Origin of the sequence: Variovorax sp. H27-G14 (assembly GCF_046156345.1) — a bacterium.
Classification (GTDB): domain Bacteria; phylum Pseudomonadota; class Gammaproteobacteria; order Burkholderiales; family Burkholderiaceae_C; genus Variovorax.
On the sequence record NZ_JAYLVN010000002.1, the window covers coordinates 30,656 to 54,862 of the forward strand.

The following is a 24,207-nucleotide window of genomic DNA, read 5'->3' on the forward strand; positions in this document are numbered from 1 at the left end:
TGGGGCCTGCCAGCAGGGGCTGCAACCCCGGGTAAGCAACCCCCCGTCTCAACCCGTTTCAACCAGTTAATTACGCGCCCGGGAGGGCCCTTTGAAGCAGCTCAAGAAATCGGCCAAGCTGGCCAACGTGCTCTACGACATCCGCGGCCCCATCATGGACGCCGCCAAGCAGATGGAAGAGGACGGCCAGAAGATCATCAAGCTCAACATCGGCAACCTCGCCGTGTTCGGCTTCGATGCCCCCGAGGAAATTCAGCAGGACATGATCCGCAACCTGCCCAACTCGGCCGGTTACTCCGACAGCAAGGGCGTCTTTGCCGCGCGCAAGGCGGTGATGCACGAGACGCAGAAGCAGGGCATTGCGGGCGTCACGCTGGACGACATCTATCTGGGCAACGGTGCCAGCGAGCTGATCGCCATGTCCACCAACGCGTTGCTCGACGACGGCGACGAGCTGCTGCTGCCGGCCCCTGACTATCCGCTGTGGACCGCCTCCACCAGCCTGTCCGGCGGCACTCCCGTGCATTACCTGTGCGACGAGGCCAACGGCTGGATGCCCAACCTGGACGACATCCGCGCCAAGATCACGCCGCGCACCAAGGGCATCGTGGTCATCAACCCGAACAACCCGACCGGCGCGCTGTATTCCGACGCGCTGCTCAAGAGCATCGTGGCCATCGCGCGCGAGCACGGCCTGGTGATCTTTGCCGACGAGGTCTACGACAAGGTGCTGTACGACGGCGTCAAGCACACCGCCATTGCCAGCCTGTCGAGCGACGTGCTCACGCTGACCTTCAATTCGCTTTCCAAGAGCTACCGCTCGTGCGGCTACCGCGCCGGTTGGCTCGTGGTGTCGGGTGACAAGCGCGGCGCGCAGGACTACATCGAGGGCCTGAACATGCTCTCGAACATGCGCCTGTGCGCCAACGTGCCCGGCCAGTGGGCCATTCAGACCGCGCTGGGCGGGTACCAGAGCATCAACGACCTGGTGTGCGACGGCGGTCGACTGCGGCGCCAGCGCGACCTGGCCTACGAGCTGATCACCGCCATTCCGGGCGTGAGCTGCGTCAAGCCCAGTGCCGCGCTGTACATGTTCCCCAGGCTCGACCCCGCCGTCTACCCGATCGAGGACGACCGCCAGTTCTTCCTCGAGCTGCTCAAGGAAACCCGCGTGATGCTGGTGCAGGGCACCGGCTTCAACTGGGCCACACCGGACCACTTCCGCATCGTGTTTCTGCCCCACGAAGACGACCTGCGCGAGGCCATCAACCGCATCGCCAAGTTCCTGGAGCAGTACCGCCTGCGCCGCAAGACAGTCTCATGAAATTCGCCTGCGTCGCTGCTGCCCTTTCTCTCTCCGCCCTGTCCCTCGCCGCCTTGCCGGCGGCAGCCGCTGACAAGACGCCCACCGGTTCTGTTTCCTTCCAGCACAACGACTGGGAACTGGCCTGCGACAACACGCGCACCTGCCGCGCCGCCGGCTACCAGCCGGAGAGTGGGGAAGGGGCGCCGGTGTCGATGCTCATCACCCGCAAGGCCGGGCCTGGCACCAGCGTCGACATCGAGCTGCTCATCGACCGTGAAGACGATATCAAGGGCGCCGTGCGCCTGAAGGTCGGCAAGGCCACCGTGCCCGGCCTCGACGGTGGCGCCCCCAGCCTAGACGCCGGCCAGGTTCGCACCGTGCTGCCCGAGTTGCTCAAGGCCGACAACGCCACGCTCACCGCCGCTGGCAACAAACAGTGGACGATCTCGCTCGCCGGCCTCAACGCGGTGCTGCTGAAGATGGACGAGGCCCAGGGCCGCATCGGCACGCCGGGCGCGCTGGTGCGCCGCGGCGGCAAGCCGGAGTCGTCGGCGCTGCCGCCGCTGCCGGCGCCGGTGGTGAATGCCGTCCGGCCGCCCAAGGCGCGCCCCGGTGACGCCGCGCTGGCCGCGCGCATCTTCCCGTCGCTGAAGCTCGCCGACATCAAGGAACAGTGCAACAACGGCGACGGCGTGAGCGCCAAGTCTCTGGAAGTGCACCGCCTGACCGACAAGCGGGTGCTGTTGTCGCTGGACTGCAGCATGGGTGCCTACAACTCGTCGAGCTTGCTCTGGATCGCCAACGACACGCCGCCCTATGCGCCGGTGTCCCTAGAGGCGAACGGCGACTTCGATCCCAAGGACGCCAGCGTCAGCTCCGCCATGAAGGGCCGAGGCGTCGGCGACTGCTGGTCGAACGAAACCTGGCACTTCAACGGCAAGGACTTCGTGCGCTCCGGCGAAACGGGCGACGGCATGTGCCGTGGCTTTGCCGGTGGCGCCTGGAGCTTGCCGCGCTACGTCAGCCGCGTCGTGACTGCGCCGTGAATCCGCTTTCAATACGCCGTGATTGCGCCGTAATTGCGCCGTGATTTGCGCCGTGACCGCTCCGTCCGCCACCCCATTCAAACCCTGAACGCCATGAGTGCGACCTTTCCAATGAAATCCATCCAAGTAGGCCTGCTCGGCGCAGGCACGGTCGGCAGCGGCACCTTCAAGGTACTCCAGCGCAACCAGCAAGAAATCAAGCGCCGCGCCGGCCGCGGCATCGAGATCACCATGGTGGCCGACCTCGACATCGCCCGTGCCCGCGAAGTGGCCGGCGAAGGCGTCAAGGTGGTTGCCGATGCACGCGAAGTCATTGCCAACCCCGACATCGACATCGTCATCGAGCTCATCGGCGGCTACGGCATTGCAAAGCAGCTGGTGCTCGAAGCCATTGCGGCCGGCAAGCACGTGGTCACCGCCAACAAGGCGCTGCTGGCGGTGCACGGCACCGAGATCTTCGCGGCCGCGCATGCCAAGGGCGTGATGGTGGCCTTCGAGGCCGCGGTGGCCGGTGGCATTCCGATCATCAAGGCGCTGCGCGAAGGCCTCACGGCCAACAGCATCCAGTGGCTGGCCGGCATCATCAACGGCACCACCAACTTCATCCTGTCGGAGATGCGCGACAAGGGCCTGGACTTTGCGACCGTGCTCAAGGAAGCGCAACGCCTGGGCTACGCCGAAGCCGACCCGACCTTCGACATCGAAGGCGTCGACGCCGGCCACAAGGTCACGCTGATGAGCGCCATTGCGTTCGGCATTCCGGTGCAGTTCGACAAGGCCCACATCGAAGGCATCACCAAGCTCGCCGCGCAGGACATCAAGTACGCCGAACAGCTGGGCTACCGCATCAAGCTGCTGGGCATCACCAAGCGCACCACGGTCCAGAGTGCGAGCGGCAAGCCGGTCGAGGGCATCGAGCTGCGCGTGCACCCGTCGCTGGTGCCGTCCAAGCGCCTGCTGGCCAACGTCGAAGGCGCGATGAACGCGGTGGTGGTGCATGGCGACGCCGTGGGCACCACGCTGTACTACGGCAAGGGCGCCGGCAGCGAGCCGACCGCCAGCGCGGTGATCGCCGATCTGGTCGACATCACCCGCCTGCACACCGCCGACGCCGCGCACCGCGTGCCGCACCTGGCCTTCCACCCGGACGCCATGAGCGACCTGCAGGTGCTGCCGATGGCCGAGGTCGTCACCAGCTACTACCTGCGCCTGCGCGTGGCCGACCAGGCCGGCGTGCTCGCCAAGGTGACGGGCCTGCTGGCCACCGCCGGCATCAGCATCGACGCCGTGCTGCAGCGCGAAGCCGACGAGGTGGGCGGCGAAGGCTCCACCCAGACCGACCTGATCATCCTCACGCACGATGCGCGCGAAGGCACCGTCAACGACGTGCTGGCCGAGCTGCAGGCGCTGCCGACCGTGCTCGAACCCATCGTGCGCATCCGCAAGGAAGAGCTGAAGTGAATTACCTGAGCACCCGCGGCCACCCCGACCGCAAGCGTTTCTGCGAGATCCTGCTGGAGGGCCTGGCGCCCGATGGCGGCCTGTATCTGCCCGACACCTACCCGCAGGTCGACACCGCCACGCTCGCCAAGTGGCGCGCGCTGCCGTATGCGGAGCTGGCGTTCGAGATCCTCTCGCTCTACATCGACGACATTGCGCCGGCCGACCTGAAAGCCATCTGCGCCAAGACCTACACCGCCGAAGTGTTCGGCACCGAAGAGATCGTGCCGCTGCGCGAGCTCGAAGACGGCGTGTACCTCGAGGCCCTGTCCAACGGCCCCACGCTGGCCTTCAAGGACATGGCGATGCAGCTGCTGGGCAACCTGTTCGAGTACGAGCTGACCCGCCGCGGCGCCGAGCTCAACATTCTGGGCGCCACCAGTGGCGACACCGGCAGCGCGGCCGAATACGCCATGCGCGGCAAGAAGGGCGTGCGCGTGTTCATGACCTCGCCGGACGGCCGCATGAGCCCGTTCCAGCAGGCGCAGATGTTCAGCCTGCAGGACGAGAACATCCACAACATCGCCATCACCGGCGTGTTCGACGACTGCCAGGACATCGTGAAGGCGGTGTCGAACGACCTGGGCTTCAAGCGCAAATACCGCATCGGCACGGTCAATTCGATCAACTGGGCGCGCCTGCTCGCGCAGGTCGTCTACTACTTCGCGGGCTATTTCCAGGCCACGGCCAGCGACGACAAGCCGGTGAGCTTCGCCGTGCCGTCGGGCAACTTCGGCAACGTCTGCGCCGGCCATGTGGCGCGCATGATGGGCCTGCCCATTCAGACGCTGGTGGTCGCCACCAACGAGAACGATGTGCTCGACGAGTTCTTCCGCACCGGCATCTACCGCGTGCGCGGCGCGGTCGACACGCACGAAACCTCCAGTCCGTCGATGGACATCAGCAAGGCCAGCAACTTCGAGCGCTTCGTGTTCGACCTGGTGGGCCGCGACGCCGCCCGGCTGCGCCAGCTGTTCGTTGAAGACCTGGGCCTGAACGGCTGCTTCGACCTGAGCGCCGACCCGCTGTTCAAGCAGGCCGCCGAGCGCTTCGGCTTCAAGAGCGGCCGCAGCACGCACGCCGACCGCCTGGCCACCATCCGCGACACCGAAAAGCGCTTTGCCACGCTGATCGATCCGCACACTGCCGACGGCCTGAAGGCCGCTCGCGAGCAGCTCGCCCCGGGCGTGCCGATGGTGGTGCTCGAAACCGCGCTGCCCATCAAGTTTGCCGCCACGTTGGTCGAGGCGCTGGGCGAGGAGCCGCCGCGGCCGAAGAAGTTCGACGGCATCGAGGCGCTGCCCAAGCGCGTCGTCAAGCTGCCGGCCGACGCGGAAGCCGTGAAGGCCTACATCGCCGAGAACTGTGACTGACCGCGGCCGGGCTCCCGCATGAAGGTCGTCGGCTTTGCCGGCTATTCGGGCGCGGGCAAGACCACGCTGCTGGAGCGCCTCATTCCGGCGCTCAAGCGGCTCGGCCAGCGCGTGTCGGTGGTCAAGCATGCGCACCACAAGTTCGACATCGACCACCCCGGCAAAGACACCTACCGCCACCGCGAGGCCGGTGCCTTCGAGGTGGTGGTGGCGTCCGACAAGCGGCTCGCGGTCATGCGCGAGTTCGAAGTGCCGGTGGAACTCAGCGTGCACCAGCTGCTGGCCGAGGTGCATCCGGCGGCCGATTGGGTGCTGGTCGAGGGCTTCCGGCACAGCGACGTGTTGAAGATCGAGATCTGGCGCGCGCCCGTGGGCGACGAGCCGTTGCGCCCGGTGCTCTACATCGAAGACCCTTTCGTCACCGCCGTGGCCACGGACGATCCGGCCAGCCTGCCCGAGCCCACCGCACGGCCGCTCTTCGACCTCAACGACGCCGAGGCCATTGCGCAGTGGTTGATCGACAGCGGCGAGCGCTTCGAATACAACCCCGAACACCATGGCTGACACACCCGTTCCCTTTTCCGCCTCTTCCCTGCGCCCGCCGCTGATGCCGCTCGACGAGGCCATTGCCGTCCTGCTGGCAAAGGCGCAGCCGACGCTGCCCAGCGAAAGCGTCGCCACCTTCGACGCCGACGGCCGCGTGCTGGCGCAAGACCTCGTCTCCGGCCTGACCGTGCCACCGCGCGACAACAGCGCGATGGACGGCTATGCCGTGCGCGTGGCCGACTGCGCCACGCCGGGCGCGTCGCTGGTCGTGGCGCAGCGCATTCCCGCGGGCACTGTCGGCACGCCGCTGGCGGCCGGCACCGCGGCGCGCATCTTCACGGGCGCGCAGATTCCCGAGGGTGCCGACGCGGTCGTGATGCAGGAAGACACCACCGCCACGCCGCATGAAGGCGGCATGGGCCAACCGCATGAAGGCAGCCTGGGCACGGTGCGCATCGCCATCGTGCCGGTCGCCGGCCAGTGGGTGCGCCGCGCGGGCGAAGACGTGGCCTCGGGCGACGTGGTGCTGAAGCAGGGCGAGCGCCTCACGCCCGCCGCGCTCGGCCTTGCGGCAAGCGTCGGCTTTCACAAGCTGCAGGTCGCACGCAAGCCGCGCGTGGCCATGCTCTCCACTGGCGACGAGCTGGTGATGCCCGGTGAGGTCGCGCCCGACGCCATGAAGCCCGGCGCCATCTACAACTCCAACCGCTTCTTCATGCGCGCCTTGCTGCACCGCCTGGGCTGCGAGGTGAACGACCTGGGCATCGTGCCCGACAACCGCGACGCCACCATTGCGGCGCTGCGCGAAGCCGCCGAGACCAGCGACCTGATCATCACCACCGGCGGTGTCTCGGTCGGCGAGGAAGACCACATTCGCGCGGCCCTGCAGGCGCTCGGCGAGCTGCAGCTGTGGTCGCTGTCGATGAAGCCCGGCAAGCCCTTTGCCCACGGCTCCATTGCGCGCAGCAACGGGCAGGGCGCCTGCCATGTGACGGGGTTGCCCGGCAACCCGGTGTCGAGCTTCCTGACCTTCCTGATGCTCGTGCGCCCCTTCCTGCTGACGCTGCAGGGCGTCGAGCGCACGGCGCCCGAGCCGGTGGCGCTGCGCGCAGATTTCAATTGGCCCCGCGCCGACAAGCGCCGGGAGTTCCTGCGCGTGCGGCGCAATGCAGCCGGCGGACTCGACCTGTTCGCCAACCAGAGTTCGGGCGTGCTGACCTCGATGGTGTGGGGCGACGGCCTCGTCGACAACCCCGCGGGCCAGACCATCCAGGCGGGCGACGTGGTGCAGTTCATTCCCTTCGCCTCGCTGCTGGGCTGACGCACATGAAAGTGCAGATCCGTTATTTCGCCTCGGTGCGCGAAGCGCTCGGGCGCAGCAACGAGAACGTCGACACGCAGGCTGACACGCTGGCCGCGCTGCGCGACGAGCTCATCGCCCGTGGCGGCGCCTACGTCACCGCGCTCGCGCGCGGCAAGGCAGTGCGCATGGCACTCGACCAGCTCATGAGCGACGAAGCCGCAGCCTTGCACGAAGGCTGCGAGGTCGCTTTCTTTCCGCCGGTTACGGGCGGCTGAGCTGCGCGTTCAGCGCCACGAGGCGCTCGCACAAGGCCTCCGACGCACGCGTCATTGGCGCGCGCAGTTCGCCGCGCACCAATCCGTCGTGTGCCAGCAAGGCCTTGAGCGGGCCGGGGTTGGGTTCGGCGAACAGCAGTTCGATCAGCGGCTGCAGCGGCTGCCACTCGGCACGCGCTTCGCAGAGCCGGCCTTCCTTGAGCAGCTGAAGCACTCGCACGAAGCGCTCGGTCTGCACGTGCGTGCTCGCGGCAATCGCGCCCACGCCGCCTTCGGCCACCGTGCTGAAGATCTGCCCGTCTTCCCCGGCCAACACCTGGAGCCGGCCATCGGCGATCACGGCGCGCGTCTTGGCCATGTCGCCGCCGCAGTCCTTGATGCCGCGAATGCGCGGATGGGCCGCCAGCGCCAGCAGCGTCTCGCGCGCAATCGTGATGCCGGTGCGGTAGGGAATGTCGTAGACCAGCACCGGCACGGCGCTGGCATCGGCAATGGCGCGAAACCATTCGAGCAGGCCGGCTTGCGACGGCCAGATGTAGTGCGGTGCCGGCACAAGCAGGGCCGCCAGCGGATGTTCCGAGAGCCGGCGCACCCAGGCGACAGTCTTGCCCAGGTGATAGCCCGACAGGCCCATGACGATCGGCAGGCCGTTGCCGGCCGCCTGCACGGTCTGCAGCGCAGCAAGCTGCTCCGCGTCGTCGAGCGCGGCGGCTTCGCCGGTCGAGCCGCAGACCACGAAGCCGGCGATGCCGGTGGCTGCCAGGCGGCGGGTCAGCGCCGCGAGCGCGGCATGGTCGAGCGCGCCATCGCGAAATGGGGTGATGAGCGGAATCCAGAGGCCCGAAAAATCGGGGACGGGGGCGGTTTGTGGGTGTTGAGGCACGCAGGCTTCCTTTCAGGAATCGACCGATGAATGGAACCATCGTCCGATGCGCGCGCAACCCGTTCGGGGCCAAAGCCTTGGCTGGTTCCGTCGCTCATCCGACGACGGAACCGCAGCTCCGGTCAGACGAGCTTTGGTTTTTTGGCTTTGCTGCCCTGGCACGCACGGCGGCCTTCGGGGTGCGAAAGCACCGGGAAGATCGTGGCGAGACAAGGCATGGCCGCAGTCTAACTGGCCGCGCTGCGCGAGGGCGTCGAAGTCGGCACCAAGATTTTTGTCCATTGCTTCATCACCCAAAGCGGTTACGTGCAAACCGCGATGGTGCGGCCGCAGCGGGCAACCTACATTGCTGAGCAAGGCGATTTGCCCACTTGGAGCCGGCTCATGAGCATCAACATTCCTGCGCAAAAAACTGTGCGCGTCGAGCCCGCGGAGCCACCCCGCGGGCTGCACGGCAACCTCGGCGTCGGCGGCGTTGTGTTCATGGTCCTTGCGGCAGCCGCACCCCTGACGGTCATTGGCGGCAACATCCCGTTGGGCGTCGGCTTGGGCAACGGGAGTGGGGCGCCGATGGGGTTTGTCATTGCCTCGGCCGTTCTGCTTTTGTTTTCGATCGGCTTCGTCGCGATGACGCCGTACGTCAAGGAGGCGGGCGCTTTCTTTTCGTACGTGACGGAGGGCTTGGGGTCACGCAGCGGAATGGGCATTGCGCTGGTGGCGCTGGTGGCATACACCGCCATTCAGGTGGGCATCTACGGCTACATGGGCTGGGCCGTCAATGACATCGTGAAGAGCTATGGCGGGCCTGACATCCCTTGGCCCGTCTATGCATTCGCCACGCTCTTGTTTGTCGCCTGGTTGGGCTACCGGCACATCGAACTCAGCGCCAAGGTCTTGGGAGTCGCGCTCACCCTCGAAGTGGTGGTTGTGCTGGCGATGGACCTGATGATCTTCGTCAAGGGCGGCGCAGCGGGTGTCAACGTCGATTCTTTTCGGCCTTCGGTGTTCATGCAGGGCTCTCCGAGCGTGGCCGTCCTCTTTGCCCTGACCGGCTTCATCGGCTTCGAGGCCACTGCAGTGTTTCGGGACGAGGCGCGGAATCCGGCGCGCACCATTCCGCGCGCCACCTACGTGGCCGTGCTTTTGTTGGGCACGTTCTATGCCGTCTCCTGCTGGGCGTTGATGATTGCGGTGGGGACCGAGCACGCCAGGATCGTGGCCAACGCCACGTTGGCCGGAAAGGGCAATCTGCTGCTGGACAACGCCCAGGCTTACCTCGGTCCCATCGGCCGCGACATTGTCAATGTGCTGCTGATTTCCAGTCTGTTTGCGTGCGTGCTGTCGTTTCACAACGTACTGGCGCGCTACCAGCACATCATGTCGCGCAAGGCCCTGCTGCCAGCTGCACTGGGGCGGGTCCACGAGCGCCACCGGTCGCCCCACATCTCTTCCCTGGTGCAGAGCCTGACCGCCGCTCTCATCGTGGGGGTTTTCGCTCTGCTGCAGCTCGATCCGCTGGTGGCGGTGTTCGGCTCGATGGCCGGCGTGGCAACGGTCGGGATGATGCTGCTGCTGCTGTTCACCTCGGCGGCCGTGTACGTGTTCTTCTCACGTCACCCCGACCGGCGGGCGGCGGCGCCTTTGTCCACCAGCGTCGCGCCTGTGGCGGCCTTTCTCAGTCTCCTTGGTTGCACAGTGCTCGTGCTGAGCAACTTCACGCTGGTCACCGGCGGCAGCACCGTGCTCAGTGTGATCCTTGCAGCCGTGCCGTTTTGCGCCTTCGCAGTCGGTTTCATGCGTCGCGTGGAGCAAACAGGCCGTTGAGTCCGTCGTTGTGCTTGCGGCCCAGAATTTTTATCAAGAGGAGTGCATCAACATGCTTTCACCAGTCGAGCCCACTGTGGGTTCGCAAGACACGCTGCGCGCGCGCGATCTGGGCATTCGATTTTCGGGTGTTCCCGGTTCGTTGAACGCCATCACCGACGTCCCCGGGGTGGAGGTGGGCTGCATCACTTTGCTGGGCGACAGCGACGAGGGCAACGCCATTCGTACCGGCGTCACGGCGATCCTGCCGCGCGGCCGCAATGCCGTGGGCCGCAGTTGCGCCGCCGGTGTTCACGCGTTCAACGGCAATGGCGAACTCACGGGCGGCGCCTGGATCGAAGAGAGCGGCGCATTGGCGATGCCCATCCTTCTCACCAACACGCATTCGGTGGGCGCCTGCCATCATGGTTCGGTGCAGTGGGTGCTGAAGAATCGTCCCGAACTCGGCCGGCAATGGCTGCTGCCGGTTGTCGGGGAGACCTGGGACGGCTATCTCAATGACATCAATGGCCAGCACGTCACATCACAGCATGCTGTTGCGGCACTGGAGCGTGCGACCTCCGGTCCGGTACCCGAAGGCTCGGTCGGTGGCGGTACAGGTATGAATTGCTACGCCTTCAAGGGTGGCAACGGCACCTCCTCGCGCCGCGTCCAGATCGGTTCGCGTTGCTACACGGTCGGGGTCTTTCTGCAAGCGAACTTCGGCGCCCGGCGCGAGTTGCGTATCGGCGGTGCAGACATCGGCGAGGCGCTCGCAGCCGACAACCCCATCGAGGCGTACTTTGGCGCCGCACCTGCCGGCGCGGGCTCGTGCATTGGCATCGTCGCCACCGATGCGCCGCTGCTGCCGGGGCAGTGCAAGGCATTGGCGCGCAGAGTGATATTGGGCCTGGCGCGCACGGGAACTGCCGGATCGCATTTCTCGGGCGATCTTTTCCTTGCCTTCTCGACTGCCAACGAGGGTGCTCTGGACAGCCGATTCCCGACGGCCGAACCGGACGACGGCAATCCGCGTTCCCTTTCCTTCTTGCCCTGGGGGCACGTCGATGCGCTGTATGCGGCCGTGGTCGATGCGGCCGAGGAGTCTGTGGTCAACGCATTGGTGGCCGGCCGCACGATGACCGGCTTCGGGGGGCGCAGCAGTCCGGGGCTCCCGATCGAAGACCTGCTCGGCTTGTTGAAACGGCGAGGCGAATAGGCGCTTGTGGTGATACGACCAGCCCCATCGCTTTTCGAGGTGGCCGCAGAGGCGACACACCTTCTGGGAAGCGACACGTTCTGGCCGGCGTTTGTGCGACTGCTGCATCGTTTGGTGCCCTTCGACAACGCGCTTGTCGCGTGGTACTTTCCCGCGCGCCCGCCACAGGTGGAATTGGAGTTCGACTGTCTGACGCCCACGGTGGAGTCGCCGTTGGGGCGCTACATCGACGGAATGTACCGACTCGATCCCTTCCTGCATGCGTTCGACAGGGGGCTTGCACCCGGGTTCTATCGCTTGGCCGATGTGGCGCCGGATCGTTTTCGAAAGTCCGACTACTACGAGCACTACTTCCGCGAAGCCGTCGGTCAAGACGAGTGCCAACTGGTGTGCCATGTCGACAACGCGGTGCTCTCGGTTTCGATGGGTGCCGATCGTCGCTACAGCAGCGCAGTGCCACGCACGCTGGCGCCTTGGTTGCCGCTGCTGTTGGCGCTTGTGAGTCAGCAAACCCGACTGAACGACACAGCGGCGCGCCGGAGTTCCGTGTCCGGCGTGCCGCTCGCGCGACCGATCCGTGACGCGCTCGGGCGCTTCGGGGCGGGGGTGTTGTCAGCGCGCGAAGCGCAAGTTGCCAGGCTCATCTTGCAAGGCCACTCGCCGCGCTCGGTCGCTCAGGAACTTCGAATTTCTGCGGAGACGGTCAAGACTCACAGGCGCCATGCCTATGTCAAGCTTGGCGTGCAAACGTCCTCGGCGCTGTTCGCCTTGTTCGCATCGGGCATTCCGCCAAGCAGTTGACGTTCGACCGTGGGGCACCGCTGACCGGGCGGTGCGACAGCCGATAGACGTGGAAACGCCGCAGGGATCGACAGGCGAAATCGGCCGCTCGCAGAAGAGCCAGAAGCGGCGCTCCACTCAATGCCACAATTTGCCCATGCTCGCAGCGCCCGCCCCCATGCCACGCGTTTCCATTCAAGCCGCTGACTTCGACGTCGGCGCCGAACTGGCCCAATTGCGTGCCGCTGACGCGCGTGTGGGCGCGGTATGCAGCTTCATCGGCACGGTGCGCGACCGCAACGACGGCAGCAGCGTGTCGTCGATGGAACTGGAGCACTACCCCGGCATGACCGAGAAGGCCATCGAGGCCATGATCGACGAGGCCCACAAGCGCTTCGACATTCTGGGCGCGCGCGTGGTCCACCGCGTGGGCCTGCTGCAGCCGCTGGACCAGATCATGATGGTGGCGGTGGTGTCGGCGCACCGCGGGCAGAGCTTCGAGGCCTGCGAGTTTCTGATGGACTACCTGAAGACCCAGGCGCCGTTCTGGAAGAAAGAGCAGACGCCCGAAGGCGCCCGTTGGGTCGATGCGCGCGTGGCCGACGACGCGGCGCTGGCGCGCTGGGGCATCAGCGCCCCTAACGCCTGAATCGCCCCGTCTCCCCAAGGAGAGAGGGGAGCAAGACCTTACAGAGGCTTGAACCCGCTGCCCTGAATGATCTTTTCCCAGGCCTGCGTGTAGGTGCGCACCCGACCCGCGAACTGCCCCTGCGACTCGTAGCCCACCGTCAGCCCCATGGTCGTGAGCTTCTGCTTCACGTCGGGCATGGCCAGCACCTTCTGCAGCGCGTCGCCGTACTTGTCGATGATCGGCTGTGGCGTGCCCACCGGCGCGAAGATGCCGTAGTAGGGCAGGTCGTCCAGGTTCGCGAAGCCCAGTTCGGTGAACGTGGGCACGTTGGGCAGCACGGCCTGGCGCTTGGCGCCAAGGGTGGCCACGATGCGCACCTTGCCGGCCTTGTGGTTCTCGATGAAGTCGGGCACCGAGGCAATGCCCGCGGTGATCTGGTTGCCCAGCATGTCGGCCGTCATGGGCGCGCTGCCGCGGTAGGGCGCGGGCTGCACGTCGATCTTGTACTTGTCCGAAATCATCTTCACCATGAACTCTGGGATCGAGGCCGGTGCCGGGATGCCGATGGTTTCCTTGCCGCCCTTTTGCGTGCGGACCCACTTCACATACTCGTCCATGGTCTTGGCCGGCGTGCCGCCGGACACGGCCAGCACGTTGGCGAAGGTGGCAAAACCGGCCACGGGCACGAAGTCGGTGGCGGGGTTGAAGCCCGGGTTCTTGATGACCTGCGGCAGGATCGAGATGGTGTGGTCGTGCGACAGCAGCAGCGTGTGGCCGTCTGCCGGCGACGACTTCAGCACGGTGGCGGCAATCTGCCCGCCAGCGCCCGCTCGGTTTTCCACCACCACGGGCACGCCCAGCACGTCCTTGAGTTTTTCACCCAAAGTGCGTGCAATGGCGTCGGTGCCCGCGCCGGCCGGAAAGCCCACCAGCAACCGGATGGGCGTGCCGCTTTGCGCCTGCGCAAGGCCGCACAGGCCCGCTGCGGCTAGAAAGAGGCCGACGCTGATCGCCCGGCGCACCGGTTGAACGCGCTGCATTGAAAAAACCATGATCGACTCCATTGAGAGAAAGAGAAATGCCTGCGGGCAATGAAAGGGGTCTTGTGCAATACCCGTGCCCGGGCTGACAGCCACCCCGACAGCCTTGAATCGTGCCCGAACGGCCCTATTTTGGATGCAGGAATACCACCATGCGACAAGACAAACTCACCACCAAATTTCAGGAAGCACTGGGCGACGCCCAGTCGCTCGCGCTGGGCAACGACAACGCCTACATCGAACCGGCCCACCTGCTGGTCGCGATGCTGCGCCAGGACGACGGACCGCGCGCCCTGCTGGAGCGTGCCGGCGTCAACGTGCCGGGGCTGCTGCAGGCCGCGGATGGCGCCATCAAGAAGCTGCCCCAGGTGCAGGGCCACGACATCGTGCAGGTCGGCCCCGAGCTGAGCAAGCTGCTGCAGGCCACCGAGAAAGAGTCGATCAAGCGCAATGACCAGTTCATTGCCGGCGAGCTCTTTCTGCTCGCGCTGGCCGACAGCAAGGCCGACATCGGCAGGCTCGCCAAGGAAAACGGCCTGAGCCGCAAATCGCTCGAGTCGGCCATCGACGCGGTGCGTGGCGGCCAGGGCGTGAACAGCGCGGATGCAGAAGGTCAGCGCGAATCCCTCAAGAAATACTGCATGGACCTGACCGAGCGCGCCCGCCAGGGCAAGCTCGACCCGGTCATTGGCCGCGACGAGGAAATTCGCCGCGCCATCCAGGTGCTGCAGCGCCGCACCAAGAACAACCCCGTGCTCATCGGCGAACCTGGCGTGGGCAAGACCGCCATCGTCGAAGGCCTGGCGCAGCGCATCGTCTCTGGCGAAGTGCCGGAGTCGCTCAAGGGCAAGCGCGTGCTGTCGCTGGACATGGCGGCGCTGCTGGCCGGTGCCAAGTTCCGCGGCGAGTTCGAAGAGCGCCTGAAGACCGTGCTGAACGAACTCGCCAAGGACGAAGGCCAGACCATCGTCTTCATTGACGAGCTGCACACCATGGTGGGCGCCGGCAAGGCCGAAGGCGCCATGGACGCGGGCAACATGCTCAAGCCCGCGCTCGCACGCGGCGAGCTGCACTGCGTGGGCGCCACCACGCTGGACGAGTACCGCAAGTACATCGAGAAAGATGCCGCGCTGGAGCGCCGCTTTCAAAAGATCATCGTGGGCGAGCCCAGCGTGGAGGCCACCGTGGCCATCCTGCGCGGCCTGAAGGAAAAGTACGAGGTGCACCACGGCGTGGACATCACCGACCCGGCCATCGTGGCCGCCGCCGAGTTGAGCGACCGCTACATCACCGACCGGTTTCTGCCCGACAAGGCCATCGACCTGATCGACGAGGCCGCGGCCAAGATCAAGATCGAGATGGACTCCAAGCCCGAGGTCATGGACCGGCTCGACCGCCGCCTGATTCAGCTGCAGATCGAGCTGGAAGCGGTGCGCCGCGAGAAGGACGAAGCCTCGCAGAAGCGCTTTGGCCTGATCGAGGTCGAAATTGCCAAGCTGCAGAAGGAAATTGCCGACTACGACGAGATCTGGCAGGCCGAAAAGGCGCAGGCGCAGGGCAGCGCCAAGGTGCGCGAGGAAATCGACAAGATCAAGTTCCAGATTGCCGAGTTCACCACCAAGGGCGACTTCAACAAGGTGGCCGAGCTGCAGTACGGCCAGCTGCCGGCGCTCGAAAAGCGCCTGAAGGAAGCGCAGGACGCCGAGGCCTCCAAGGGCAAGTCGAGCGCGCCCACGCTGCTGCGCACGCAAGTGGGCGCAGAGGAAATTGCCGAGGTCGTGGCGCGTGCCACCGGCATTCCGGTGGCCAAGCTGATGCAGGGCGAGCGCGACAAGCTGCTGGTGATGGAAGACAAGCTGCACGAGCGCGTGGTCGGCCAGAACGAGGCCATTGGCGCGGTCGCCAACGCCATTCGCCGCTCGCGCTCCGGCCTGTCGGACCCCGGCCGCCCGACTGGTTCGTTCCTGTTCCTGGGCCCCACGGGCGTGGGCAAGACCGAGCTGTGCAAGGCGCTCGCGGGCTTTTTGTTCGACAGCGAAGACCACCTGATTCGCATCGACATGAGCGAGTTCATGGAGAAGCATTCGGTCGCCCGCCTGATCGGCGCGCCGCCGGGCTATGTAGGCTACGAAGAGGGCGGCTACCTCACCGAAGCCGTGCGCCGCAAGCCCTACAGCGTGGTGCTGCTCGACGAGGTCGAAAAAGCCCACCCCGACGTGTTCAACGTGCTGCTGCAGGTGCTCGACGACGGGCGCCTCACCGACGGCCAGGGCCGCACCGTGGACTTCAAGAACACCGTGATCGTGATGACGAGCAACATCGGCTCGCCCATCATCCAGGCCATGGTGGGCAAGCCTTCGGAAGAGATCAAGGAGGCGGTGTGGGACGAGCTGAAGAACTACTTCCGCCCCGAGTTCCTCAACCGCATCGACGAGACCGTCGTTTTCCACGCGCTGGACGCCAAGAACATCGAATCGATTGCCGCAATCCAGCTGAAGGTGCTGACCGCGCGCCTCGCCAAGATGGACCTGGGCCTGCAGGTGTCGCCCGCGGCGCTGGCCGAGATTGCCAAGGTCGGCTTCGACCCGGTGTTCGGTGCGCGTCCGTTGAAGCGCGCGATTCAGCAGCGCATCGAGAACCCGCTGTCGAAGTTGTTGCTGGACGGCAGCTTCGGGCCGAAGGACACGATCGAGGTCACGACCGACCCGATCCAGTCGCCGGGCCAGTTCACGTTCACCAAGAGCGGGGAACCAACCGCGCCTGCATCGGCCTAAGCTCGGATGATGAACTTCATTTTTCGCGTCATTCTTCTGCTTTTGGGGCTGGTTTTTGCGGCCAGCCTGGCCGTGGCGGTGATGCTGCTGGCAACGGTGTGGGGTGTGCGCTATGCGTGGGGCCGCCTCACGGGCAAGCCCGTGATGCCCTGGATGGCGTCGATGGGCGGGCGCTTCAACCCGCGTTCGGGCTTCGACAGGTTTCGCCATGCGGTAAAGCCTGACGAGCCCACCGCGGCCGATGTGGTCAGCGCACGGGCACGCGGCGACTCGGTGCGCAGCCCCATCGCCATCGGCCCCGCCGATGACGTGACCGACGTGCGGGCCCGCCCCGTGCGCGGCGACTGAGGCACACGGCTACTCGCCGCCGGTCAGCGCAACATGCGCGCGGCGCTGGTCTCAGGGTTTGTGTCCAGAAGCAGCAAAGCTACTGGTCCGTAAAATTTCTACTGGCGGGTAATGTCTGCGTTTGCTGCATCGCGCAGCATTCGTGCTTTGCGCGCCCGTACGAACCCAATGCCCCGCACTGCCACTGTCCTCAAGGCCAAACCCAAGGCCGAACCCGCGCCTGAGTCCGCCCCCGCGTCCCCGTGGGAGCCGGCCGGCAAGCGCGCCCAGCAGCGTGAGTTGAAGCGACAGGCCGTGCTGCAGACTGCTGCGCGGCTGTTCAACGAGCGCGGCTTTCACGCCACCTCGCTCGACGACATTGCCGAGCGGCTGAACGTCAGCAAGCCCACGCTGTACTACTACATCGAGAACAAGGACCAGATCCTTTTGGAGTGCGTGAAGATCGCGCTCGCGCTGATGCAGGACGGCATCGGCGAGGTGCGCGCGGCCGGTGGCAGCGCCATCGACCAGCTCAAGGCCTGCATGCGCATCTACGCGAGCGTGGTCATGCAGGACTTCGGCATGTGCGTGATTCGCATCGGCGAAGACCCGCTGCCCGCGCCGTTGAAGAAGGAGCTGTGCCGGCTCAAGGCCGGCATCGACGGCCAGTTCCGCGGGCTCATCGAAGACGGCGTGGCCGACGGATCGCTTGCGCCGTGCGACCCGAAGATGGCCGCCTTCATGCTTGCCGGCGCGCTGAGCTGGATCGGCCGCTGGTACCGCCCCGACGGCAAGCTCACGCCTGACCAGATTGCCGACCAGGCCATCGCACTGCTGCTCAACGGCGTGATGCAACGCCAGGCCCAGGCCCAGGCCCACGCCGAGCCCACACCCGTCCCCACACCCATCGTTCCTGCCCGGCGCAAGCCCGCCCCCCGAAAAGGAAAGACCGCATGACGACCGATGCCCCCCTGCTGCTGGCCCGCGATGGCGCAGTGGCCACGATTCGCTTCAACCGCCCGGCCGCCCTGAACGCCATCGACGTACCGATGGCCAACGCTTTCCTGGCCGCCGTGCGCGAACTGCAGGCCGACAAAAGCGTGCGCGCGGTGCTGATGAGCGGCGCTGGCAAGGGCTTCATGGCCGGCGGCGACCTTGGCGTGCTGAGCGCCGACCCCAAGCAGGGCGCAGCCGACCTGATCGGCCCGCTGCACGAAGCGCTGACCGTGCTCGACGCCATGGACGCGCCGCTGGTGGCGCAGGTGCACGGCGTGGCCGCCGGCGCCGGCCTGAGCTTGATGCTGCAGGCCGACTTTGTGCTCGCCGCCGAAGGCACGCGTTTCAACCTGGCCTACGTGAACATCGGCACCAGCTGCGACGTTGGCGCGTCGTGGGCGCTGCCGCGGCTGGTCGGCATGCGCCGCGCGCTGGAGATTGCGATGCTCGGCGACACCTACGACGCCGCTGCCGCCGAGCGCATGGGCCTCATCAACCGCGTGCTGCCCGCCGCCGAACTCGAAGCCGAGGCGCTGGCCCTTGCGCACCGCCTGGCCAAGGGGCCGACCGTGGCGCTGGGCAACCTGCGCCGGCTGATGCGCGGCTCGCTCGGGCGCGACCTGGCCGGCCAGCTCGACGCCGAGTCGGCCGCGTTCCAGCACTGCGCCGCGACCAGTGACTTCAGGGTCGGCCTCGACGCGTTCTTTGCCAAGAAGCCAGCCGCCTTCACCGGCCGCTGAATCCGTTTTTCAATACAAGGAGATCGACACACCATGACCCCACGCGACATCTTCGTGGTCGGCACCGCCCGCACCGCCATCGGCACCTTCGGCGGCGCGCTGAAGGACGTGCCCAACACGCAACTGGCCACCACCGCCGTCAAGGCCGCCATCGAACGCAGCGGCCTGCCCGCCGACGCCATCGGCCACGTGGTGATGGGCAACGTGATTCCCACCGACGTGAAAGACGCCTACCTGAGCCGCGTGGCGGCCATCGACGCGGGCTGCCCGGTCGAAACGCCGGCCTTCAACGTGAACCGCCTGTGCGGCTCGGGGCTGCAGGCCATCGTGTCGGCGGCGCAGGCCATTGCGCTGGGCGACTGCGACATCGCCATTGGCGGCGGTTCGGAGTCGATGAGCCGCGGCCCGTACTTCGACACCTCGGCCCGCTACGGCGCGCGCATGGGCGACGCGGTGCTGGTCGACTACATGCTGGGCATCCTGCACGACCCGTGGGAGAAGATTCACATGGGCATTACCGCCGAGAACGTGGCCGCGCGCTACGGCATCACGCGCGAGCAGATGGACGCGCTGGCCGTCAGCAGCCAGCAGCGCGCCGCGGCCGCCATTGCGGCGGGCCGCTTCAAGGATCAGATCGTGGCGGTCGAGGTGAAGACGCGCAAGGGCGTCGTGCTGTTCGACACCGACGAGCATGTGCGCGCCGACACCACCGTCGACACGCTGGCCAAGATGAAGCCCGCCTTCAAGAAAGACGGCCTCGTGACCGCCGGCAACGCCTCGGGCATCAACGACGGTGCGGCGGCCGTGGTGCTGGCCAGCGCTGAGAGCGTGAAGGCCCGCGGCCTGAAGCCGCTCGCGCGCCTGGTGGGCTACGCGCACGCCGGTGTGGAGCCGGCGTACATGGGCATCGGCCCGGTGCCGGCCACGCGCAAGGTGCTGGAGCGCACCGGCCTGAAGGTGAGCGACTTCGACGTCATCGAGTCGAACGAGGCCTTTGCGGCGCAGGCCTGCGCGGTCATCAAGGAGCTGGGGTTCGACCCGGCCAAGGTGAACCCTAACGGCTCGGGCATCTCGCTGGGCCATCCGGTGGGCGCCACCGGCGCCATCATCACGACCAAGGCGATTGCCGAGCTGCGCCGCACCGGCGGGCGCTATGCGCTGGTGACGATGTGCATTGGCGGCGGGCAGGGCATTGCGGCCGTGTTCGAGCGCGTCTGAGCGTGCTTGAGGGCGTCTGAGTTCGTTCAAGGCACACTTGCGGCCATGCCGAGCCCACCCCTCCTGATCGATCCCGACGAAGTCGAGATCAGCGCCATCCGGGCGCAGGGCGCGGGCGGGCAGAACGTCAACAAGGTCTCCAGCGCGGTGCACCTGCGCTACGACATTCCCGCCTGCTCGCTGCCGGACGACGTGAAGGAGCGGCTGCTCGCGCTGCGCGACAGCCGCATCACACAGGAAGGCGTGTTCGTGCTCAAGGCGCAGCAGCACCGCACCCAGGAAATGAACCGCGCCGACGCGTTCGCGCGGCTGCAGGCGGTGATCGACAGCGTGGCCACGCCACCGCGCGTGCGGCGCGCCACCAAGCCGACCTACGGCTCCAAGCAGCGCCGGCTTGAAGGCAAGAGCCAGCGCTCGCAGATCAAGAGCTCGCGCGGACGGGTTCAGGACTGAGGGGAGCGCCGCCGCCGCCCCGGTGAATTGCGGCAATCTGGGAGGAAATGAGTGCCAAAGACCCTGCTTTACGGCTTTGACACCTCACCCAAGCACAATCGCGGTCATGAGAAGGTTCTTTTCGCGTGTGCTGCTGTGCGCGCTTTTTGGGGTGCCGGTCGCGGCGCTTCTTGGCGGCTGCGGGCCGCAATCCGCGCACGGCGCGAACGCAGCGGTGGGCGAGGCAGTGCCCGAACTCCAGTGGGAAGCACTGGTCCCCACGAGCTGGGACCCGACGAAGCGTTACCGCAACATCAGCCTTGAAGCGCTGCGCGACAACGACCCGCGCGCCATCCAGATGCTCGACGAAATGCGTGCCGTCTGGGACAACGCGCCGGTGAACGTGGCGCTCGACGGCAAGCCGGCCAAGCTCGCGGGCTTCGTGGTGCCGCTGGACGCCTCGCCCGACGGCATTCGCGAATTTCTTCTGGTGCCGTACTTCGGCGCCTGCATCCACACCCCGCCGCCACCGGCCAACCAGATCGTTCACGTGATCGCGCCCGCGCCCGTCAAGGGGCTGCACGCGATGGACACGGTGTACGTCACCGGCACGCTGAAGGCCGCGCGCTACACGTCGGCGGACATGGGCGTGAGCGGCTACGAAATTGCTTCGGCCGCGGTCGAGCGCTTCACGCCCAAACAACCGCAATGAGCCGCAGCAAGCGCTGGCGCGTGCACACCGCTCAGGCCATGCGCTGCGAAAGAAAGTCCAGAAACGACGTGATGCGCGCCGACAGCTGCGTGTTGCGGTAGTACACCGCGTTGACCGGCTGGCGCACGTCCGCCGTGTCCTTGGCCAGCACCTGCACCAGCGCGCCGCTCGCGCGGTCGGCTTCGGTCATGAAGTCCGACAGGCAGGCGATGCCCACGCCGGCCAGCGCCAGCTGGCGCAGCGTTTCGCCGCTGGACGCGGCCACCGTGGGCGTGGTGTTCCATTCGTCGCCATGCACGCCGCGCAGCGGCCAGCGGTTGAGCGACTCGGGCTGGGTGAAGCCCAGCAGCACATGCTCGGCCAGCTCGCTCACCTTGCGCGGCTTGCCGTGCGCCTCCAGGTAGGCGGGGCTCGCCAGCACGCGCAGGCGGTGCGTGCCCAGCGGGCGCGCATGCAGCGTGGAGTCGCGCAGCGGGCCGATGCGAATGGCGATGTCGGTGCGCCGCTCCAGCAGGTCGATGGGCAGATCGTCGGTGTCCAGCTCCAGGCTGATCTGCGGGTACAGCTTTCGAAACGCCGGCACCAGCGGCACGATGGCATGCAGCATGAAAGGCGAGGCCGCGTTCACGCGCAGCCGGCCGGCCGGCTGTTGGCGGCGCGCGGCCATCTGCTCTTCGGCGTCGTCGATGGCGTCCAGAATGGCGCGCGTGCGCAGCAGAAAGGCGGCGCCTTCCTCGGTGAGCTCGAGCCGGCGCGTGGTGCGGCGCAGCAGCGTGGTGTCGAGCTTTTGCTCCAGCCGGCTCAGCGCGCGGCTGATGCCCGAGACGGTTTGCGCAAGCTGCTCCGACGCGGCGGTGATCGACCCCGCGTCCACCACCGTGCGAAAGGCGACCAGTTCTTCGATGGTGCTCTTCATGGCACGGGGATTTTCATCGGTGCCGTCAGTGCGCGGCTTCGGCTTGCGCCACCGGCACGTCGATGCGCGGCATCAGCGCCGAGAGCGCCTCGCCGTCGGTGCGGTAGTTGAACAGCAGCGGCCCCGGCGCCAGCAGGCCGGCGCGTTCCAGCACCTGCATGGCCGGCAGTTTCAGGCCGCTCAGGTGCAGCCGAATGCCCTTGGCTTCCATCATGCGGCGGATGGAGCCGAACACCTCGGCGCCGGTGATGTCGATGCGGTTGATGGGCTGCGCGAACAGGCACACGTCGGTGAGGCCGGGCCGCTCGGCCAGCGCCACGGTGAGCGCGCGTTCCAGCGTGGAGGCCGAAGCAAAGTCGAGCTCCGCGTCCATGCGCACCGCGTAGAGCTGCGGCGCCAGCGGCGGCAGCTTCCACAGGTGGCGGTCGCGCAGGCTGCCGTCGGGGTGCAGGCCCACCTCGATGATGCGCGGGTGCAGGTGGCGGTACATGTAGTGCGCCATGCTGGCCAGCAGGCCGCCCAGCACGCCCCAGTAGATGCTGGGCGCGGTGGCGATCGTCAGCACGAAGGTGCCGAAGGCAATGCCCGCCTCGATGCGCGACACGCGCCACAGCGCCTTGAAGCTCGCGGGCTTCACCAACCCCAGAATGGCCGTGACCACCACCGCCGCCAGCACCGCCTGCGGCACGTGGTACAGCAGCGGCATGAGCCACAGCAGCGCGCCGGCCACCACCACCACGCTGAAGAGCGTGGCCCAGCCGGTCTTCGCGCCCGCATACAGCGTGATGGCCGAGCGCGAGAACGACGAGCTGGTAGGGAACGCGCCGGTGAAGCCCGAGGCCAGCTTGGCCAGGCCCTGGCCGATGAGGTCCTGGTTTTCGTTCCACAGCGTGCCGGCGCGTGCGTTGTCGACCTTGGCGCTGGACGCGGTCTCCAGAAAGCTCACCAGCGTGATCATCAGCGCCGGCAGCACCAGCGCGCTGAAGGTGCCCAGCGGCAACAGGCCGGGCCAGTAGAACGACGGCAGGCCCGACGGCAGGCTGCCCACCACCGCGCCGCCGCGCAGCGCGTAGTCGGCCAGCCAGCTGATGGCGGCCGCGCCGGCCACCAGCGCCATGGTGGTCGGAAAGCGCGGCAGCAGGCGCTTGCCCAGCCACAGCACCGCAACGCTGCCCAGCCCGAAGGCAATGGCCACCAAATCAGGCAGCGGGCCGCCATGCAGCACCTGCGGAATGGTGCGGCCCGTGAAGCCCAGCAACGCGGGCAATTGCGAGATGGCAATCAGCACCGCCGCGCCCTGCGTAAAGCCGATGAGCACCGGCGAATTGACCAGCCGCAGCAGCCAGCCGAAGCGGCCCGCGCCCAGCACGATCTGCACCGTGCCCGACATCAGCGTGAGCCACACCGCCATGGCCACCCATTCGTCGCTGCCCGCCACCGCCAGCGGCGCGAGCGATGCGCCCACCAGCAGGCTGGTGAGGGCAGTGGGCCCGACCGACAAGCGCTGCGACGAGCTGAACATCACCGCGATGAGCGCCGGCAACAGCGCGGCGTACACGCCCGTGACCAGCGGCATGCCGGCCAGCGCGGCATATGCCACGCCCTGCGGAATGACCATCAGCGCCACGGTGATGCCGGCCATGGCCTCGTTGCGCAGCAGCGCGGCGGAGGGGCGCGGCCAGGCGAGACAGGGAACCCAGCGCGCGAGGCGCTGGCGAAGAGAGGGAGAGGGAGCAGCCGGGGTCATGGACGTTTGCGCGCGCACGGAAAGAAGCAGCAAGCACATGCGCGGTGCGCCGCGCGGGAAGGGTGCGAAGGAGGGGGCGAAAAGCAGGTCGAAAAGCGGTGCGAAATCAGATCAGCGAGGTGGCGTTCTTCAGCACGTAGTCGCAGGCCTTGGTCTTCACTTTGGAGGACAGCACCTTGAAGTTCAGCGTCTGCCCGTCGCCGCCTTTGAGCAGGCCCTTGGCGCCGCTGGCAAAGCCGGTTTCCTGCGGCTTCTGGCCGGTGATCTTGGCCAGCAGCTTGTCTTTGACCGAGGCCGCGTCGCCGCCCAGGTAGTTGTTCTTCACGCAGTACTGCAGCACGCCGGCCGCGTTGCCCATGGTGCTGGAGCCGATGGCGGGCATCTTGAAGCCGAGGTTGCCGAGCGCGGAGGCGGCACCGCTGCCTTGCGTGGCCTGCGAATTCGAGCCGGCGGCTTCGCCGGCCTTTTCCTTCAACTGATCGAGCAGGTTGTTGGCCTGCGCCGAGGAGCCCGCGGCCAGCAGGGCCAAGGCAATGAGGGTGGAGCGAGCATGCATGGAGGTCTCCTGTGGGAAGCGGCCACCAGCATAACGGACAGAGCAGGCGGCGAAGACCGCCCGCCCTGCCTCTTTGGCCGCCTT

The 24,207-nt window shown here is 66.9% G+C and carries 23 protein-coding genes; 18 read left to right on the forward strand and 5 right to left on the reverse strand.

The window, feature by feature from the left end; genetic code table 11:
- Positions 1-91: 91 nt before the first annotated feature.
- From VLK31_RS05615 to moaD, 7 genes are all read left to right on the forward strand, one after another.
- On the forward strand, positions 92-1,324 hold the full coding sequence (locus tag VLK31_RS05615) for a pyridoxal phosphate-dependent aminotransferase (RefSeq protein ID WP_409167401.1): 1,233 nt from the start codon (positions 92-94) through the stop codon (positions 1,322-1,324).
- Entirely contained in the window at positions 1,321-2,352 is a 1,032-nt protein-coding gene (locus VLK31_RS05620) for a DUF1176 domain-containing protein (RefSeq protein ID WP_409167402.1), read from the forward strand. Before VLK31_RS05615 ends, VLK31_RS05620 begins: the two co-directional genes overlap by 4 nt.
- Before the next feature lie 111 nt (positions 2,353-2,463).
- Positions 2,464-3,813: a homoserine dehydrogenase gene (locus VLK31_RS05625; protein ID WP_409167403.1), complete on the forward strand. Its 1,350-nt coding sequence runs from the start codon at positions 2,464-2,466 to the stop codon at positions 3,811-3,813.
- On the forward strand, positions 3,810-5,225 hold the full coding sequence (thrC, locus tag VLK31_RS05630) for a threonine synthase (protein ID WP_409167404.1): 1,416 nt from the start codon (positions 3,810-3,812) through the stop codon (positions 5,223-5,225). The genes VLK31_RS05625 and thrC overlap by 4 nt, the downstream gene beginning before the upstream one ends.
- An 18-nt stretch (positions 5,226-5,243) precedes the next feature.
- Positions 5,244-5,789, forward strand: coding sequence for a molybdopterin-guanine dinucleotide biosynthesis protein B (mobB, locus tag VLK31_RS05635; RefSeq protein WP_409167405.1), 546 nt, complete (start codon positions 5,244-5,246; stop codon positions 5,787-5,789).
- Positions 5,782-7,092, forward strand: a complete 1,311-nt coding sequence (glp, locus tag VLK31_RS05640; RefSeq protein WP_409167406.1) for a gephyrin-like molybdotransferase Glp — start codon at positions 5,782-5,784, stop codon at positions 7,090-7,092. Before mobB ends, glp begins: the two co-directional genes overlap by 8 nt.
- A gap of 5 nt (positions 7,093-7,097) precedes the next feature.
- A complete protein-coding gene (gene moaD, locus VLK31_RS05645) occupies positions 7,098-7,349 on the forward strand; it encodes a molybdopterin converting factor subunit 1 (protein ID WP_409167407.1) in 252 nt (83 codons plus the stop codon).
- On the opposite strand, the gene VLK31_RS05650 is transcribed toward moaD, so the two are convergent.
- Positions 7,336-8,232: a 4-hydroxy-tetrahydrodipicolinate synthase family protein gene (locus VLK31_RS05650; RefSeq protein ID WP_409167408.1), complete on the reverse strand. Its 897-nt coding sequence runs from the start codon at positions 8,230-8,232 to the stop codon at positions 7,336-7,338. The genes moaD and VLK31_RS05650 overlap by 14 nt on opposite strands.
- Before the next feature lie 384 nt (positions 8,233-8,616).
- Between VLK31_RS05650 and VLK31_RS05655 the strand changes: the two genes are divergently transcribed.
- The 4 genes from VLK31_RS05655 (at position 8,617) to VLK31_RS05670 (ending at position 12,683) form a co-directional block, all read left to right on the forward strand.
- Entirely contained in the window at positions 8,617-10,056 is a 1,440-nt protein-coding gene (locus VLK31_RS05655) for an APC family permease (RefSeq protein ID WP_409167409.1), read from the forward strand.
- Between the two features lie 52 nt (positions 10,057-10,108).
- On the forward strand, positions 10,109-11,254 hold the full coding sequence (locus tag VLK31_RS05660; RefSeq protein ID WP_409167410.1) for a P1 family peptidase: 1,146 nt from the start codon (positions 10,109-10,111) through the stop codon (positions 11,252-11,254).
- 114 nt (positions 11,255-11,368) lie between these two features.
- Positions 11,369-12,055 (forward strand): response regulator transcription factor, encoded by a 687-nt coding sequence (locus tag VLK31_RS05665; protein WP_409167411.1) that lies wholly within the window; start codon positions 11,369-11,371, stop codon positions 12,053-12,055.
- A gap of 157 nt (positions 12,056-12,212) precedes the next feature.
- A complete protein-coding gene (locus VLK31_RS05670) occupies positions 12,213-12,683 on the forward strand; it encodes a molybdenum cofactor biosynthesis protein MoaE (RefSeq protein ID WP_409167412.1) in 471 nt (156 codons plus the stop codon).
- A gap of 38 nt (positions 12,684-12,721) precedes the next feature.
- Here the strand turns inward: VLK31_RS05670 and VLK31_RS05675 are convergent, their stop codons facing one another.
- Complete coding sequence (locus VLK31_RS05675) at positions 12,722-13,717, reverse strand: Bug family tripartite tricarboxylate transporter substrate binding protein (RefSeq protein WP_409167413.1); 996 nt, start codon at positions 13,715-13,717, stop codon at positions 12,722-12,724.
- A gap of 140 nt (positions 13,718-13,857) precedes the next feature.
- Between VLK31_RS05675 and clpB the strand changes: the two genes are divergently transcribed.
- The 7 genes from clpB to VLK31_RS05710 all read left to right on the forward strand — a co-directional run bounded on the left by clpB (position 13,858) and on the right by VLK31_RS05710 (position 20,904).
- On the forward strand, positions 13,858-16,479 hold the full coding sequence (gene clpB / locus VLK31_RS05680; protein ID WP_409167414.1) for an ATP-dependent chaperone ClpB: 2,622 nt from the start codon (positions 13,858-13,860) through the stop codon (positions 16,477-16,479).
- A gap of 9 nt (positions 16,480-16,488) precedes the next feature.
- Positions 16,489-16,827, forward strand: coding sequence for a hypothetical protein (locus tag VLK31_RS05685; protein ID WP_409167415.1), 339 nt, complete (start codon positions 16,489-16,491; stop codon positions 16,825-16,827).
- A 168-nt stretch (positions 16,828-16,995) separates the two neighbouring features.
- Positions 16,996-17,763, forward strand: a complete 768-nt coding sequence (locus VLK31_RS05690; RefSeq protein ID WP_409167416.1) for a TetR/AcrR family transcriptional regulator — start codon at positions 16,996-16,998, stop codon at positions 17,761-17,763.
- Positions 17,760-18,542 carry an enoyl-CoA hydratase/isomerase family protein gene (locus VLK31_RS05695; protein ID WP_409167417.1) on the forward strand — a complete coding sequence of 261 codons (783 nt, stop codon included), beginning with the start codon at positions 17,760-17,762 and terminating at the stop codon, positions 18,540-18,542. The genes VLK31_RS05690 and VLK31_RS05695 overlap by 4 nt, the downstream gene beginning before the upstream one ends.
- A gap of 33 nt (positions 18,543-18,575) precedes the next feature.
- A complete protein-coding gene (locus VLK31_RS05700; RefSeq protein WP_409167418.1) occupies positions 18,576-19,760 on the forward strand; it encodes an acetyl-CoA C-acyltransferase family protein in 1,185 nt (394 codons plus the stop codon).
- 45 nt (positions 19,761-19,805) lie between these two features.
- Positions 19,806-20,213, forward strand: a complete 408-nt coding sequence (gene arfB, locus VLK31_RS05705; protein ID WP_409167419.1) for an alternative ribosome rescue aminoacyl-tRNA hydrolase ArfB — start codon at positions 19,806-19,808, stop codon at positions 20,211-20,213.
- A gap of 106 nt (positions 20,214-20,319) precedes the next feature.
- On the forward strand, positions 20,320-20,904 hold the full coding sequence (locus tag VLK31_RS05710; RefSeq protein ID WP_409167420.1) for a DUF3299 domain-containing protein: 585 nt from the start codon (positions 20,320-20,322) through the stop codon (positions 20,902-20,904).
- Positions 20,905-20,935: 31 nt separating this feature from the next.
- On the opposite strand, the gene VLK31_RS05715 is transcribed toward VLK31_RS05710, so the two are convergent.
- From VLK31_RS05715 to VLK31_RS05725, 3 genes are all read right to left on the reverse strand, one after another.
- Positions 20,936-21,820, reverse strand: a complete 885-nt coding sequence (locus tag VLK31_RS05715; protein ID WP_409167421.1) for a LysR substrate-binding domain-containing protein — start codon at positions 21,818-21,820, stop codon at positions 20,936-20,938.
- Positions 21,821-21,845: 25 nt separating this feature from the next.
- Positions 21,846-23,567 carry a SulP family inorganic anion transporter gene (locus tag VLK31_RS05720; RefSeq protein WP_409167422.1) on the reverse strand — a complete coding sequence of 574 codons (1,722 nt, stop codon included), beginning with the start codon at positions 23,565-23,567 and terminating at the stop codon, positions 21,846-21,848.
- Between the two features lie 106 nt (positions 23,568-23,673).
- On the reverse strand, positions 23,674-24,123 hold the full coding sequence (locus VLK31_RS05725; RefSeq protein WP_409167423.1) for a DUF2501 domain-containing protein: 450 nt from the start codon (positions 24,121-24,123) through the stop codon (positions 23,674-23,676).
- Positions 24,124-24,207: the final 84 nt, after the last annotated feature.

What these genes read in the sequence shown, in the direction of transcription:
- VLK31_RS05620 (WP_409167402.1), top strand. Translation starts at nt 1,321, where the DNA reads ATGAAATTCGCCTGCGTCGCTGCTGCCCTTTCTCTCTCCGCCCTGTCC.
- VLK31_RS05625 (WP_409167403.1), top strand. Translation starts at nt 2,464, where the DNA reads ATGAAATCCATCCAAGTAGGCCTGCTCGGCGCAGGCACGGTCGGCAGC.
- mobB (WP_409167405.1), top strand. Translation starts at nt 5,244, where the DNA reads ATGAAGGTCGTCGGCTTTGCCGGCTATTCGGGCGCGGGCAAGACCACG.
- glp (WP_409167406.1), top strand. Translation starts at nt 5,782, where the DNA reads ATGGCTGACACACCCGTTCCCTTTTCCGCCTCTTCCCTGCGCCCGCCG.
- moaD (WP_409167407.1), top strand. Translation starts at nt 7,098, where the DNA reads ATGAAAGTGCAGATCCGTTATTTCGCCTCGGTGCGCGAAGCGCTCGGG.
- VLK31_RS05655 (WP_409167409.1), top strand. Translation starts at nt 8,617, where the DNA reads ATGAGCATCAACATTCCTGCGCAAAAAACTGTGCGCGTCGAGCCCGCG.
- VLK31_RS05660 (WP_409167410.1), top strand. Translation starts at nt 10,109, where the DNA reads ATGCTTTCACCAGTCGAGCCCACTGTGGGTTCGCAAGACACGCTGCGC.
- VLK31_RS05670 (WP_409167412.1), top strand. Translation starts at nt 12,213, where the DNA reads ATGCCACGCGTTTCCATTCAAGCCGCTGACTTCGACGTCGGCGCCGAA.
- VLK31_RS05675 (WP_409167413.1), bottom strand. Translation starts at nt 13,717, where the DNA reads ATGGTTTTTTCAATGCAGCGCGTTCAACCGGTGCGCCGGGCGATCAGC.
- clpB (WP_409167414.1), top strand. Translation starts at nt 13,858, where the DNA reads ATGCGACAAGACAAACTCACCACCAAATTTCAGGAAGCACTGGGCGAC.
- VLK31_RS05685 (WP_409167415.1), top strand. Translation starts at nt 16,489, where the DNA reads ATGAACTTCATTTTTCGCGTCATTCTTCTGCTTTTGGGGCTGGTTTTT.
- VLK31_RS05690 (WP_409167416.1), top strand. Translation starts at nt 16,996, where the DNA reads ATGCCCCGCACTGCCACTGTCCTCAAGGCCAAACCCAAGGCCGAACCC.
- VLK31_RS05695 (WP_409167417.1), top strand. Translation starts at nt 17,760, where the DNA reads ATGACGACCGATGCCCCCCTGCTGCTGGCCCGCGATGGCGCAGTGGCC.
- VLK31_RS05700 (WP_409167418.1), top strand. Translation starts at nt 18,576, where the DNA reads ATGACCCCACGCGACATCTTCGTGGTCGGCACCGCCCGCACCGCCATC.
- arfB (WP_409167419.1), top strand. Translation starts at nt 19,806, where the DNA reads ATGCCGAGCCCACCCCTCCTGATCGATCCCGACGAAGTCGAGATCAGC.
- VLK31_RS05710 (WP_409167420.1), top strand. Translation starts at nt 20,320, where the DNA reads ATGAGAAGGTTCTTTTCGCGTGTGCTGCTGTGCGCGCTTTTTGGGGTG.
- VLK31_RS05715 (WP_409167421.1), bottom strand. Translation starts at nt 21,820, where the DNA reads ATGAAGAGCACCATCGAAGAACTGGTCGCCTTTCGCACGGTGGTGGAC.
- VLK31_RS05720 (WP_409167422.1), bottom strand. Translation starts at nt 23,567, where the DNA reads ATGACCCCGGCTGCTCCCTCTCCCTCTCTTCGCCAGCGCCTCGCGCGC.
- VLK31_RS05725 (WP_409167423.1), bottom strand. Translation starts at nt 24,123, where the DNA reads ATGCATGCTCGCTCCACCCTCATTGCCTTGGCCCTGCTGGCCGCGGGC.